This is a genomic window from Pseudomonas sp. 3JA (genome assembly GCF_036961705.1).
GTDB classification, from domain to species: domain Bacteria; phylum Pseudomonadota; class Gammaproteobacteria; order Pseudomonadales; family Pseudomonadaceae; genus Aquipseudomonas; species Aquipseudomonas fluorescens_Q.
On record NZ_JBAMDJ010000012.1, the window covers coordinates 24,437 to 39,103 of the forward strand.

12 protein-coding genes are annotated in these 14,667 nt (G+C 58.1%); 4 read left to right on the plus strand and 8 right to left on the minus strand.

Annotated features, from left to right (window positions below; translation table 11 throughout):
* The first annotated feature begins 18 nt into the window (after positions 1 to 18).
* From V7773_RS11795 to queC, 3 genes are all read left to right on the plus strand, one after another.
* Positions 19 to 993: an alpha/beta fold hydrolase gene (locus V7773_RS11795; RefSeq protein ID WP_336073532.1), complete on the plus strand. Its 975-nt coding sequence runs from the start codon at positions 19 to 21 to the stop codon at positions 991 to 993.
* Between the two features lie 172 nt (positions 994 to 1,165).
* Positions 1,166 to 5,230: a dermonecrotic toxin domain-containing protein gene (locus V7773_RS11800; RefSeq protein ID WP_336073533.1), complete on the plus strand. Its 4,065-nt coding sequence runs from the start codon at positions 1,166 to 1,168 to the stop codon at positions 5,228 to 5,230.
* 263 nt (positions 5,231 to 5,493) lie between these two features.
* Positions 5,494 to 6,189, plus strand: coding sequence for a 7-cyano-7-deazaguanine synthase QueC (queC, locus tag V7773_RS11805; protein WP_092222340.1), 696 nt, complete (start codon positions 5,494 to 5,496; stop codon positions 6,187 to 6,189).
* 332 nt (positions 6,190 to 6,521) lie between these two features.
* Here the strand turns inward: queC and V7773_RS11810 are convergent, their stop codons facing one another.
* Positions 6,522 to 7,754: an MFS transporter gene (locus V7773_RS11810; RefSeq protein ID WP_336073534.1), complete on the minus strand. Its 1,233-nt coding sequence runs from the start codon at positions 7,752 to 7,754 to the stop codon at positions 6,522 to 6,524.
* Positions 7,755 to 8,379: 625 nt separating this feature from the next.
* Positions 8,380 to 9,285: a LysR family transcriptional regulator gene (locus tag V7773_RS11815; RefSeq protein WP_063323284.1), complete on the minus strand. Its 906-nt coding sequence runs from the start codon at positions 9,283 to 9,285 to the stop codon at positions 8,380 to 8,382.
* 140 nt (positions 9,286 to 9,425) lie between these two features.
* Here V7773_RS11815 and V7773_RS11820 point away from each other — a divergent pair, with 140 nt between their 5' ends.
* Positions 9,426 to 10,682, plus strand: coding sequence for an MFS transporter (locus V7773_RS11820; RefSeq protein WP_442963483.1), 1,257 nt, complete (start codon positions 9,426 to 9,428; stop codon positions 10,680 to 10,682).
* 219 nt (positions 10,683 to 10,901) lie between these two features.
* Here the strand turns inward: V7773_RS11820 and gspM are convergent, their stop codons facing one another.
* The 6 genes from gspM to gspH are packed head-to-tail and all read right to left on the minus strand — an operon-like array spanning position 10,902 to position 14,665.
* Positions 10,902 to 11,348, minus strand: coding sequence for a type II secretion system protein GspM (gspM, locus tag V7773_RS11825; protein ID WP_063323286.1), 447 nt, complete (start codon positions 11,346 to 11,348; stop codon positions 10,902 to 10,904).
* On the minus strand, positions 11,348 to 12,451 hold the full coding sequence (gene gspL / locus V7773_RS11830) for a type II secretion system protein GspL (protein ID WP_336073536.1): 1,104 nt from the start codon (positions 12,449 to 12,451) through the stop codon (positions 11,348 to 11,350). Before gspL ends, gspM begins: the two co-directional genes overlap by 1 nt.
* Complete coding sequence (locus V7773_RS11835; protein ID WP_336073537.1) at positions 12,448 to 13,296, minus strand: type II secretion system protein GspK; 849 nt, start codon at positions 13,294 to 13,296, stop codon at positions 12,448 to 12,450. The genes gspL and V7773_RS11835 overlap by 4 nt, the downstream gene beginning before the upstream one ends.
* Positions 13,293 to 13,826 (minus strand): type II secretion system protein GspJ, encoded by a 534-nt coding sequence (locus V7773_RS11840; RefSeq protein ID WP_336073538.1) that lies wholly within the window; start codon positions 13,824 to 13,826, stop codon positions 13,293 to 13,295. The genes V7773_RS11835 and V7773_RS11840 overlap by 4 nt, the downstream gene beginning before the upstream one ends.
* Positions 13,819 to 14,205 (minus strand): type II secretion system minor pseudopilin GspI, encoded by a 387-nt coding sequence (gspI, locus tag V7773_RS11845; RefSeq protein ID WP_336073539.1) that lies wholly within the window; start codon positions 14,203 to 14,205, stop codon positions 13,819 to 13,821. Before gspI ends, V7773_RS11840 begins: the two co-directional genes overlap by 8 nt.
* Positions 14,198 to 14,665 (minus strand): type II secretion system minor pseudopilin GspH, encoded by a 468-nt coding sequence (gene gspH, locus V7773_RS11850; protein ID WP_063323291.1) that lies wholly within the window; start codon positions 14,663 to 14,665, stop codon positions 14,198 to 14,200. Before gspH ends, gspI begins: the two co-directional genes overlap by 8 nt.
* Positions 14,666 to 14,667: the final 2 nt, after the last annotated feature.

Here is a 14,667-nt window from a genome sequence, read left to right on the forward strand (position 1 = left end):
ATTAACTCGGCTCCCAAAATGGACAAGAAAATGATGGACACAATAGCCTGGTCGGGCGCCATCGCCTTATCTTCTCGACACCAGGCCACATCACCTTCTGTAGAACAAAATATTGTTGTAGGGGGTGCATCGTTCACACGGGCCTACGTGTACGTGAACGGCATCCGCATGCACTATCTTATAAACGGTGATGGCGCAAACCCTGTGTTGCTGGTGCATGGGTTCCCGGGAAGCTGGCGCAATTGGGCGGTATTGATGGGGCCATTGGTGCGTGCCGGTTATACGCCTATCGTTCCTGATTATCGCGGTGCTGGAGAAACCGATATTTCAGAAAGCGGCTATGATAAAAAAAATATGGCGCATGACCTGCACGAGCTGGTCACCCACCTGAATATCAAACAGGTTGATATTGTCGGCCATGACATGGGCTTAATGATTGCCTATGCCTACGGAGCCCTTTATCCCGATGAAACCAAACGTATTATCCTGATGGACGGATTCATCCCTGGCATCCCAGGGTGGGAAACGGCTTATAACGGAGACCCGCAAGCCCGCATTGCCAGCAAGTGGCATTTCCGCTTCTTTGGCAAGACAGCACTCACCATGATCCAAGGTCAGGAAAAAACTTACTTGGACATGTTTTTTGACGACTTTGTATTCCCCGGCAACGACACAATGCCGGACGAGGTGCGTATGGCTTTGGTGAAAGATTATTCCCAGCCCGGACGCATGGAGGCAGCCTTCAAGCTTTATTCAGCCTGGATAGAGCATGATGTGGGTGATAATCAAGCATACGCCAACAATAAACTGACAGTGCCTGTGCTCACTATCGGCGGGGACCATTCGAGAGGAAGTACCCTGGCCGAGCAAGTCAAATGTATCACCACGCAACCGTACTCTTTTATATTGCACAACACCGGACATTGGGTACTGGAAGAAAGAACACAGGCAACCTGCGAGGCGATCCTGGTATTTCTGCGTGATAAAACATGACCGTTAGCATGACCCGTCAAGGCGCATCGCGAACAGTCTCGCTGCCACATCGATTATGTATCCACAACACCGGTACACCGCCTGTCGCCGCTCCATGCGGTATCTATATACCGCCCCCTCTTCGCGCGCCTTCAATAGGTTGTTCCTTCCGAAAAACTTTCAGGAAGAGAACATGCTGGAGAACACCCCCTTACAAACCGCTAGCGCCCTGCTGATACACCAACTCAATGCCTCGCAGCAGCAGATGATCCGTCTGAACGATGCCGTTCCGCGCGCCTCGGAAGTGGCTGCGCGGCACTTGGATGATGGGTTCAGGCAAGCCTTCCCCACCCTGGTGAACAAACTGGCCGTCAAAGAAATACGCGTGTGCCGACTGCAAGATGAAGCCGTCCCCCTAACTGAACGCGCAGCCAGCGCGCCGGCGCTTAAAAAGGTGGCGCAAACAGTCCCCCTCGACACGCTCTTCTGGCGTGCGGTGGCAGGAAAGATCAATGCCCACGAGTTCTTCGACGATTTGGGCAATATAGACATCGTCACCGAGCTGAACAGCGTCACGGAGATGCCGGCAGCCCTGAATAGCCGTGACGCCAAGCAAGCAATCAAGCAACTGATAAGCGTCACCCCAACGTCGTATGAACAAATGCTGGCGCGGGCACTGGACAACTTCTGGGACACCCCGCCCGACGTTAGCCAGGACCGCAGCGTCAGCCAATGGCTGGCCGATGAATTCGGTAGGCAACTCAAGGCACAGGCCGATCTCCACCAACTGGATGGAACCCTGAGCCCGCCACTGCACAAGGCGCTGACGGAACATGCACTGTCGGCACCGGACGCAACGTCTCGCGCCAGGCTGGCGGAGCGTGACCGGCCCGGGGTCTACAGCCTCAGTATCACCCCCGAAGGATGGGGGTTCAGCGTGCCGGTGTCAGGCGCTGTTGCACTGACCCGGCATGACAATACCGACTACCCGGCAAGCGCGGTGCTGTACAGCTTGGGCAAGCCGCTGGAAGTGTACGCGGACCTGACGGCGCTGAAGGCCAGCCTGGAGGCCGACGATAACGTTCAGTATGACGTGACAATCGCCCCCATCGCCGGGGACTTCCTTGCCTACCTGGTTATGGATCTGCGAGCGGCGCAAAAAACCGCCGTGAGCGACGTGTTGCTGAACGGGCCGGGAGATGATGAGGAAATCAGCGCCTGGATCGCCAGGCTGGATATCGCGGCGAACCTCAAGGACCAGCTGGACCTGGCGGGCGCCATGGACGAGCGCGCGCTACGGCTCTACCAGAAAAAACTGGACGACTGGCTGCACGCCAACCCGAACGTGATCGGCAGCGACCGCGTGGCCTGGTGGAACGCGCTGCAGGACCTGCAGATAACCCTGGCGGATACCCCACCCCCGCCAGATCCCGTGATGCTGGCGTCCCCTGACGCCCTCCAGGACCGGACCCGCACGTTGCTCGCCGGCTTCATCAAGGACAAATACGCCCCGGTCGATCCTGACCAGGTATCCCTGTGCATCCGCAAGCAGACCATCGACTCGCACGCGCCCACGGGCGAGTCACCGTTCGGGTCCGGGGTGTCGCTAGGCAGTGCGAAGGCGATATTCGACGATTGCCGTTCCATGACGCAGTGGGCCATGTCCAACCTGACACCGGACGAACGCAACGCTTCCCACCACACCGAAGAGGGGCCGCTGAGCTTTGCACAGATCGTGGAGATCATTGAAAGGGCAAATGTGGGTGCCCGTATCCCGCCCGCGTTGCTGCTTGCGGCCCGGGAGCGCCAGGCACAATGGATGGTTCTGAAAGCCAAACAAATGCGGGCGCAGGCGTGGGCCGCGCATATATCGGGAGACTTTACACACGATAAGGACAACACCGGCCTGAACCTGGTGCTGGCGGCGTTGGACAGCGCAGTGCCTGAGGAACGCCGCAAGGTCAACGGGCACGAGGTGGTGGTGCGGCAGATCCAGTGGGGCGACAGTGTGCTGAAAGAGCTGCTGGCCTTTGGCGTCAGGAAACTATCCAGCCGGCCTTCATTGACGCTGTACACGCCGGGTGCGCCGGACGGAAAAGTGTTCAGGGACATCCACGCAGGAAGCGAAAGGGAGCTGGAAGCGGTCCTGGTCAAGACACTCATCAGCACGCTGGAAATGACCCGCTGGCTGATTTCCCAACTGCCGCTGATGGAACAAGCCGATCAGCTTGCCAGCCTGGTGCCGGCCGCGGAAAACCTGACGCTCAACGAGAAGATAAAGAAAGTCACGCAGTCCACCTTCTCATGGATAAAGCATCGGGTTCAGGATGATTTCGCCTTGAAGGTCGCCTCCCCCGTGGTCAAAGGCGACCTGCTCAAAGCACTGCACGAAACGCAGATCAGCCACGCGCTCAAGACGGCTGACGCGCTGATGGTAACGAACGCCGAGCGCGACAGCGCAGCGGCCCAGGAAGGGCGCAGGAATGGCGTCACCTTGCTGGCGGGTGCGATGGCCATGTTCTACGCGGGCCGCCTGGGCGGGGTACTGGGCCGTGCGATCCTGCCGACAATGGCCGGGGGCGCCGCGGTGTCGGCCATAAAAGACGAGGGTGGCAGCTTCAGCCAGTGGGCCAGTGATTTCATCAGCGGGCTGGGTGAGGTCGTGGCAGAGGCCGGGCAGGACCTGATCATGGCGCGCGCGGCACGACGCCGGGACAAGACCCGCCCGGAGCTGTCTTCCCTGCCCCGTATGCCCGACCCCGAGCTAGGCCCTTTTCTCCTGAAAGGTTTTGACAGCAAAGGGCTCGTCCCCGAGGGTCGCAACCTGTATAGGGACGCGTCCGGCCAAGCCTATTTGAAGATGGGGCATGACTACTGCAAAACCGCGATCCAGGAAAGCCTGCGGATTATCTACGCGCCCAACAATCGTACCCATCAACGGACGGTGACGTGGAAAAACGGTCGCTGGCACATCGAAGAACCGCAACGCCTGCTCGGTGGCGGAGTCCTGCATAGTCTGTTCAGTCGGGCCCCGGAAACTGCGCAACAGAAAACCTATAACGCCTTGGTGGAGGGCATCCTGGTCGACCATCACTGGCCTTCTCGACAGGTGGTGAATACGGTAAAGAAGGTCATCCACTCGATGCCCGAGGAGCTGGCCGAACGCATCTTGCGCGAGAGCATGAATGACATCGACGTGCCCGATATAGACACTTACCTTTCACGAATCAACCAGATCAACAAGGGCCTCCACGGCCTCGGGCAACATAAGAAGCCCCACGAAAGCCTGCTGTACAAATTCAACGTATGGCAGGCCGTCGACTACTGCAGCCGAGACATCGACTCCCAGGTAAAGGGGATCCAGCTGACGGCCGCGCAAAAAATAAAAGTTTTCGACATGACCCTGCCACTCAAGAAGGAGCTTTTCGACAACGAAGGCAACTTCAAGATGATGATGTCCTCCTTGCCAGACAACCTCACCGGCGCATTATTCATCACCATCGTCCCTGAACAGGGAAAGAAGAAAGCCGCCATGACCAAGATACAGGACGATATTCATGAGGTGGTCAAAGTCGCGGAAAAGCGCGTCTGGGAGGACCTGGGCGTCCGGTTTTCAGGAGAAGGTCCCGAGGTAGAGGCTGCCAGGGAGGACTATAAAACGAACCCTGCAAACTTCGCGGAGTACAAAAAGAAAAAGCTCGGCGCGTTCCGGGACGAGATGAAAAAAAGACACAAACCCGGGCTCCTGACGGAAATCCGCAACAACAAGATTCCTTACGTCATCGCCAACAAGGGCAAGTCGCAGCGCAAGACGTTACTGGTCACCGGAGAGGACATTACCAACTTCGCAAAAAATCTCTCGAACTACGACGCGTTTGATATCGAGGTCGTGACCCAAGTCCCGACGAAGAAGGTCACTGGCACATCACCTACCACCAGCACTTCACCAGTACTGAGGGAAGCATCCACCGCAATAGACAAGTTTACGGTGACTCTCAGCACGCTGGCTGAAACACAGATGTCCTATGACAACTTTCCCGAAGCGGCCCGAGCCAAGATCAACGAAATCATGGATGACATTCGAGCCGGCAGGGCCACGACAAAACGAATCAACAAATATTACTGGTACGACATGGCCCAGCTATCCCCCGGTGGCGGCAGAAGCGCATGGCGCGCCGCGTTCGAACGCAAGGGCGATACCTGGATACTCCAGGGTTTTTATGATTACCACGCCAACAAACCTGCGACGGTCTGGTAAGGCCAAGTGAAAAAATAAAGGATCGAGGTGAGTACCGCCTGCCACGGCAAGCGCCGCCGCACACGGACAATTCCAATTGGCGAGGATTCTCCGGGTGTGCGGCACCCGCCGTGGCAGCGATCTTCTAGCGGCTTCACTTGCGACTGAAAACCCAAATAGAGAAAGCGGAGCACGTAAATTCGGAAACTTCCCACAACAAGGTGTTGAACTTCGGGCTAGGGTCACTCCTTCAGCACCTATTGGGACAGGTCCAAATGAATGAAATGACAAAGAAAGCAGTCATCGTTTTCAGCGGTGGCCAGGATTCGACTACCTGCCTGGTTCACGCCTTACCCCGGTACGACGAAGTTCATTGCATCACGTTCGACTACGGCCAGCGCCATCGTCAAGAAATCGAAGTGGCGCAACAACTCTGCAAGGCCCTTGGCGTGACCGTTCATAAAATACTGGACACCACCCTGCTCAACGAACTGGCCATCAGCAGCCTCACCCGCGACAACATTCCAGTGCCCGCGGCCAACAGCGATGGAGATGGCCTGCCCAGCACCTTCGTGCCTGGGCGCAATATTCTGTTTTTGACCCTGGCGTCTATCTATGCGTATCAGGTGGGTGCAAAAACGCTTATCACCGGTGTGTGTGAAACCGACTTCTCGGGCTATCCGGACTGCCGCGATGCGTTCGTGAAGGCGCTGAACAACGCCATTGAACTGGGCATGGACTATCCCTTGCGCATCGAGACGCCCTTGATGTGGCTGAACAAAGCCCAAACCTGGGCGCTGGCCGATTATCACGGGTGGTTGGAGTTCATCGATCAACAGACACTGACATGCTACAACGGCATCAAGGGCAGAGGCTGCGGTGACTGCGCCGCCTGTCATCTGCGCGCAAAGGGCCTGAGCCACTACCTTGAAAACCGGGTGGAGATCATGAACAGCCTGAAGACAAAACTGGATTTATAGGCACAACGCTCGAAGGGTAATGGGCTATGAGGCAATAGCCCATTGAGCTCTTATGCAGGCTGGGCACCGGTTACATACTTTCGAAACAACGCCCTGGCGCCATAGGCGGGTAGTACATTAAAAACAGCAAAACACACGGGCAGCATTTTTTGCAAGGCCGGCTCGCTCAGGGAAAATCAGCTCTACAACAGATGAATACTTCGCATGGTTTCCAGCGGGCAAGTTTTTCGCCACCGCCGGCCTTGGGTCGACCGCGGGTGCGCCCGCAGATTTGCGCGTAACAACGAACAAGGGCGCCTTACGGCGCCCCTGCATAATTTTCGACCCTCTGCTCATGGTTCATCTGGGTCGAGTGGCGAGGGTGCATTTACCGAAGGCCTCAATTGATGGATGACGGTTTTACCTGCCATCGCAATCATTACGCAGAGACCGGAAAACGCGCCACCGCCCAATACTAATGAGAACATTCCGGCGACAAGCCCTGAAGCCGCTTCGCACGTATTGGCGATAGTCGAATAGATGCCATAGTTTTTTCCCAGCTCGCGATCCTCTGAAAGCATTTGTATATTGGTAATAATGGATATATCGACAATAGCACCCGAAAAACCCAAGAAAAATATGACCACGAACACACCAAACAGGCTGTAATTTATAATGATTGAAACCGCAAAAAATAACACACCATACATTACCCAGGACTTCATCAACTGCTGGGGAGTGGAATCTTTCACGCAACGGGTGTAACAGAGGCCACCTAAAACCGTACCTAACGACATCACGGAAAAAATATAACCTATCAGCTTTTCACCCTCATAAACACTGACAATTGAAGCAGGCAAGACAAATCTGAGCAATGATGCAGTAAAAAGAACACATACCGAGGTTCCTGCAATCACCATGAATAGATTTTTGTTGTTATGGTACATCGTCACGGCGATCAATTTAGCTTCAGAAAAAATATTATTAGCTGACCATGCGGCACTGACACAGGAAGCATTATTCCTTAAAAACAACAAACACATCACCGAAACAAGGTAGGCCAGCGAATACATTAAAATGACTTCGCCTTTGTCTCCCCAAGCGATTATTAAAGAACAGACCAAAGGCCCTGCCACTGAAGCAACGTCTTCTATTATCTGAAGAAGACTGTTTCCCGCCGGCAAATTTCGCTTGCCCAGGACTAAGGGTAGATAGGCGCGAAAGCTCGGCTGAAAGAGACTTCTTCCGAGGGTAATCACCATGGCACTCGCGACCAGCAGATAGATATCCAAGTTGCCCCCCGTATAGACCACATAGAGGCAAGCGATCGTGATAAACCGTAAAATATCGCCGAACAACATATTCCGCTTATAAGGAAATACATCGGCAAGCCACCCGCCCACGGGACCAAATATCAAGTAAGGAATAAACCTGAAAAAATACACCCAACCTAAATAATATAAGTCGAAATCGAGCAATTCAATGGCGAGTATTACAAAGACCACCTCATAGGCGAAATCTCCAACTTTCGACACGAGACTGCCTCCATAGAGCGGCAGCGTATCCCTATTAAAAACAGCGCCCATACTCTACGCCTCCGCAAGAACGTTTTATTCAGCACGATTCACAAAACCACGCCAGGGCGAGCGATGTTTTATTCCGCTTCTTGGTCATACATAACAGCGCTCAAAGACTATCGCCAAATGGCCCAGCCCATTCAAATGGCCGTGACCGATAAAGTCAACGCCGCTCCCTGGGCAATGCGGGGCGAGCAGTGTTTACTTAGCAACCAATATGAATGAGATTTCCTACAACCCATAAGTCCAACCTGGAGTCGGAGATCTCTACCGCCTATGATTTTCTGTAGGACGCAATTGCGGATTCACTTAAAGTCCCTTGAAATCTATTGAAATAGTTCTTGAAAATTAGAGTGATCTTAAAAAAATGCACAACAAACAAGGGCGCCTTTCGGTGTAATGCTGTTCACCTAAGGCAATCGATACACCCGTGGCGAGGGAGCTTGCTCCCGCTGGGCCGGGAAGCGGCCCCAAAACCTGCCAGATGCGGAACATCAGACACACCGCACCCGCCGGTTTACGACTGCTTCGCAGCCGAGCGGGAGCAAGCTCCCTCGCCACAGGTCCATCACTTTTCTCATGACCAGCATTAGCCTTGCGGCGCCCCTTCACATATAGGCAAGTTTTTTATTCATCACGCCGACCTGTGGGTGTCTATATTTTCAGTCAACAACTCCACAAACCCCTTCGCCATCGGCGAACGCTGGTCCTTGCGCTGCACCAGCCACACCGCTGACACCGCCGCCGGATCGAGCAGCGGCCGGTAGACCACGCCATCGATTCGCATGCGTTGGTAAGACGCTGGCAAGACCGAAACGCCCAGGCCTGCCGCCACCAGGCCGATGATGGTCATGGCTTCGCCGGCTTCCTGGGCGAAGTGCGGGCTGAAGCCGGCGTCGCGGGCCAGGTTCAGGAGTTGCGCGTACAGGCCGCTGCCATAGCTGCGCGGGAAGAACACGAACGGTTCCTGGGCCAACGCCGAGAGAAACAGGCCTTCTTCGTTGCCCTGGGCCAGCGGATGTTTGGCGCTGAGCACGGCCACCAGCGGTTCGCGGCTGAGTTCGATTTCCCTCAAGGCGTCGGGCAGTGGCAACGGCCGCATGATGCCCACCTCGATTACCTCGTCCACCAGCGCATCGGCCACTTGGGTGCTGCTCATTTCCCGCAGGTTCAGGTGCACCGCGGGAAAGCGCTGGCGGAACGAGAAGATCGCCTGGGGAATGGTGGAGTTGAACGGTGCCGAAGAGGTGAAGCCGATTTTCAGTTCTCCCAGTTCCCCCAGTTGGGCACGACGGGCCACGTCGGCGGCCTTATCGACCTGGACCAAAACCCGTCGCGCCTCCTCGAGAAACAGTCGACCGGCCTCGCTCAGCTCGACCCGACGATTGGTACGCTCGAACAACCGCGCCCCGATCTCCTGTTCCAGGGCCTGGATCTGCTGGCTCAAGGGCGGTTGGGAGATACCCAGGGCCAAGGCGGCGCGGCCGAAATGCAGTTCTTCGGCAACGGCGATGAAGTAACGCAGGTGGCGCAATTCCATGGGTGATCCAATAGGTCGTAAAACGTCTTAAACAGGTCGAACAATATATTGGATAGAAACGTTAGCCGGCTATATGCTTTTTTCAATGCCTGCCTGGCCGTGCTCGTTCGAGGTTCAACGTGAAAACTGCTGTCGCTCCACTGGCCCATGAAATCCCACCTCGTGTGCAAGATGAGGTCGTCGCCGAACTGAAGGACATCTACATCGAAAAAGGCACGCCCATGTTCATGCGCACGGTGCTGGCACTGTTCAGCGGCGGCTTTGCAACGTTCGCCCTGTTGTATTGCGTGCAACCGATGATGCCGCTGTTGTCCACGGAGTTCTCCATCAATGCGGCGCAGAGCAGCCTGATCCTGTCGGTCGCGACCGGCTTGCTCGCCATCGGTCTGTTGATCACCGGCCCGATTTCCGACCGCATTGGTCGCAAGCCAGTGATGGTCGCGGCGCTGTTCGCCGCATCGGTGTGCACGATCGCCAGTGCCATGATGCCGACCTGGCACGGCGTGCTGCTGCTACGCGCCCTGGTGGGGCTGTCTTTGAGCGGCTTGGCTGCAGTCGCGATGACCTACCTGAGCGAAGAAATCCATCCCAAGCACATCGGCCTGGCGATGGGGCTGTACATCGCCGGCAACGCCATCGGCGGGATGTGTGGGCGCCTGATCACCGGGGTCTTGATCGACTTTGTCAGTTGGCACACCGCGATGCTGGTGATCGGTGGCCTGGCCTTGATCGCGGCGGCGGTGTTCTGGAGGATTCTCCCCGAGTCGCGCAACTTCCGTCCTCGCTCGCTGCACCCGCGTAGCCTGCTGGAGGGTTTCATCATGCACTTTCGCGACGCCGGCTTGCCGCTGCTGTTTCTCGAGGCCTTCGTCTTGATGGGCGCGTTCGTCACCCTGTTCAACTACATCGGTTACCGCCTGCTGGCCGAGCCTTATCACTTGGATCAGGCCTTTGTCGGGTTGCTGTCGGTGGTGTACCTGTCGGGCATCTACAGCTCGGCGAAAATCGGCGCACTGGCGGACAAACTCGGCCGACGCAAAATGCTCTGGGCAACCATCGCGCTGATGCTGGCCGGCCTCGCGCTGACCATGGCCACGCCGTTGTGGCTGGTGGTGCTGGGCATGCTGGTGTTCACCTTCGGCTTCTTCGGCGCCCACTCGGTCGCCAGCAGTTGGATCGGCCGCCGCGCCCTCAAAGCCAAGGGCCAGGCGTCGTCGCTTTACCTGTTCAGCTATTACGCCGGATCGAGTGTCGCAGGTACGGCGGGCGGCGTGGCCTGGCACTTGGGCGGGTGGAACGGTGTCGGTCTGTTCATCGGCACCTTGCTGGTGGTGGCGTTGCTGGTGGCGGTGAAACTGGCGAAGTTACCGTTGTTGCCGGGGAATGTTCAGGTTTAGCCATCACGAGTTCACGACCCAAACCAGGGACAGAGCGAATACTTTGTGGCGAGGGAGCTTGCTCCCGCTGGGTGGCGCAGCCACCCCAGAACCAGACGCCGCGGAGCAACAGGTGAACCCTGCAAACCGCTTTACGACTGCTGCGCAGTCGAGCGGGAGCAAGCTCCCTCGCCACAAAAACCCCATGCTTCAGGCCAAAATGGCTGTGTACTCGATCGCTCATTGACGCAACACCACCCGCGCCTCCAACACACTATTACGTGCTTCCAGAGTCAACGACTGCAGCGTCGCGCCCTCCCGCTCTTGTTGATCCAGCCACTGGAGCAATTGATTGGCATCGCCACTGACGGCCAGTCGCAACGAATCGCCATCGACCTCCATTTCAGCTATTTCCAACCCCGTCGCGGCCGCACTGTCATTGACGCGCACCGACAAGGGCCGTGTGGCGGTGGTTAGATCCCGGGCGGGCTCGGCGCGCTGGATTCGTGCGTGCAGCTCGGCCTGTTGGCGGTACTGTCGCTCGGCGACATCCAGCCGTTGCCGGACAGGTTGCCAGATCGTTGTGTAGACCACGACCACCAGCAGCAGCCCGACAAGGCCCAGCAACAATTGTTGCTCACGGCGTGACAGCCTCCCCCAGGCCTGTATCAAGCTATTGAAGTTCATCAACTGTTCTCCAGGGTGAGGATGGCCTGCACGCGGTTGTTCTGCTTGCTGGCGCTGCCCAGGGTGACGGACAGTCCGGTTTGCTGCCCCCGCTCGCGCAGTTGCTCAAGCTCGACGAAACTGGTGGCGGTGAGCTGGATTTTCCAACCTTCGTCTTCACGAAAATCGATGCGCTGCACTTCGACGCTGCTCGCACCAATGACCTGTTCCGTCAGACGGACCAGACGAGCGACCTGTGTGTCCTGGCTTCGCCCGCGATGACTTTGCAACGCCTGGAACTGCGCCGCCAGGTCGACGATCCGCGTTTGCTCGGGATACAGCGACCTGAATCGCTGCTCGCCCTGGGCATACAGATGACGGCTTTCGCTTTCAAGAAATCGTATGCGGCCCTCGCTGAATGCCCAGGTGAGCAATAGCAATCCCAACGCAGTAACCGCCACACCACGCCACGGCAGCGGCTGGCGACGTCGACGGAACTCACCCTGCATCAGGTCGATGGGATGTCCGCCAGCGCAGAGCAGCCACTCATCGATGCCTTCACGATCGCGTCCCTCGTCCAGCCAGTGAATCTCTTCGGGCAAGTCCGGCTTGAGCGTTGCCAGGGCTCGGGCCGACAGCGACACTCGCGCCGGTAATGCCCCGCCCAACAGCCAGCGACCGAACCAACGCACCGCAAAAGCCTTGTCATTGGGAAGCAGGTCCGCGTCGACATGCATTGCCCGTACATCGACGCCTTGCGCAGCCAGCAGCGCCAGCAGTGCCTGGAACCGGCCTCGCTCGGTCACCATCAGCGGGTAGCGCTGCTGTCGGTCCCGCGCGCCAACGCTGATGTGCAACGCCTCCAGATTTTCACTCAGCTGTTCTTCGATGGCGAATGCGAGGGCCTGGGGTCGCGGCTGGCGTCCAGAGGGCCACGGATCGCTGCGCAGCCAACTGCACATTTCCATCGGCAACAGCACATCGACGACTCGCCCATTCAACTCGCGGGCGGCTTCATGCAAGGGCAGGCTGCGTCGTTCGCCCGTGGACGACCACACGCAACACGGCCAGTTGACGCAAGGCGCATCCATGCCGTCGGCTGTCAGGTAAAGCCAGGTTTTCATCTCAGGGACTCGCTGGGGCTGATGGGTAAAAAACGACGCTGAGCCACCGTCCAGCGTCCGCTAACGGGGTCGCGCTCGATGTCCGAGGCCAGGCGCAGACGGCTATCGGCACGGGTCACGCTCACGGTGATTCGGAACCAGCGGCTGCTCACGCCCAGGCCATGGCTGCCGATGCCCACCCCGGATAAAAGCGGGTCATTGGTGAAGGCCTGCACACTGGCGTATGGCTGATGGCGACGCTGGTTGATCAACACCTTGGCCACCTCATCCTCCATGCCGTCCAGGCTCATCAACACTGGCAGCGGCGCGGTATTGATATTCACCAGGGCGTCCCCGGGCAACACCACCACCCAAGGCTCCAGGCGCCGCAGCGTCGGACCGTCGATGCCCGGCAACAGGCGCAGTTGACTCAACTCCTGCACCGAGCCGACCTGGGGCAATGACAGCGCGGGTAGCTCCAGCAACGCCAACAATCGCCTCCAACGACCGAGGGTAACTTGATCGGTCTGGCCCTGAGCCAGCAGCGCATTAAGGTTCAGGCGCCCGGACAAATCCTCGATATCGATGTGAACCTCGGCGTCCTCCATCTCGAATGCAGGTTTGAGCCGAGCCCAATCCTGGCTCAGGTCTACCGGCCCGGACGAAGTTATCGCGCTACCCTCCAACACCGCCTGCGCCCAGGCTTCAGCGGCCAGCCCCAATTGACGCAGTTGGACGTGCTGCAACTGCTGGGCGCTGCTCTGCAACAACAGGCGATGACTGCGCAGCATGCCAGCGGTGAAAAGCAGCGCCAGGCTCAGGACCAACAACACACTGATCAGCGCCACGCCTCGTTGCCGGCTCACGGCAACGCCCCAGGCAACAACAGCACGCGGCGGATCTGCTGGAAACGCCCCGTGGAAATCACCAGCTCCAACGCCAGTGGCGCGTTGCCGCGCACGGTTTCGTCATGCCAGCCTCGTTGCGCATCGAATACACGCCAGCTCAGGCTGCGTACGTCCTCGAGCAATTTCTGCTGTTGCACGATGACCGGCCCTTCACCGCGACTGTCGCGCCACAACACCGCTGCCTCGAGTCGATAGTTCACCGTTTGCCGCTCGCTGCGTGGCTGGTCCAGCGGATTGGGCCAATGGCTACGCTGCAATTGCAGGCGCCCTGACGCGAGCACGATGGAACCGGCAACGGCCTGCCACACATCCCGTTCGATCACCCCCACCGCACGCTGCAAGGCCCTGACTTCGCGCTCATGCTGGCCGGCGCCCTGCTGGGTACGCACCACGCCGTCGAACAGGCGCCAACTGGCCAGGCCGAGCAAGGCAAAAATGGCGATGGCAATCACCAGCTCCAACAAGGTGAAGCCCGATTGTCTATTCATGACGGTCGCGGACCCATCCCGTGGTGCGGTGCACGACTGCTGGGCTGCCGGCCCGGCTGACCTGGATCTCGACCCGGAGCAGACGCGGGTCGCGGGCCGCGGCGACACGCTGTTGCAAAATCCAATCGCGCTGATCCAGGCGCCGGGCCAGGCGCTGTTGGCCCAGTGGCGTAGCGGCTTGCAGACGGAGCTCGCTGAGCTGGTTGTCCGCCAGCCAGGCGCCGAACAGACGGTCCTCAAGCCCGGCGCTTTGCTTGAGCACGAACTGACTGGCCGACAGCACCGCAGCCGCCAACGTGGCGAAAATCGCCAGCGCGACCATGACTTCCAACAAGGTGAACCCCTGGCAATCGGCGGCCAGCCTGCGAGCGTCAGCCATCGATCAGCGGCTGCGCCAAGCCGTCACTCACGACCTGGGAAATCGTCTGGCCAGCAACTTTGATGAGCAACCTGAACGGACTGATCTCGTCACTGCTGAGCATCAGCAACTGTGGTGGACCTCGAGCATCATCGAGCGCCACGACATGGCCGTCCTGCTCCAACCCAAGCGTCAGGCTTTCAGGCAGCCGTTGCGACGCCGACACCGCTGTCCACCCCTGAGACTCGAGTCGCAACGCCTGATAGCCGCGAGGCTGCACACGTACCCCATATTCCAGCCCATCCAATACCGCGCGTTCGCGCAACTGCTGCACCACGCGGATGAAGTCCTGGGCTTGCTGCCGGGCCTCACGCGTCGGGCTCGGGCCGATAGCCAGGCTGACCATGCCCATCACGCTCCCGATCAACACAATGACGACCATCAGTTCCAGCAAGGTGAAACCCCGAGAATCACGGCTCATGT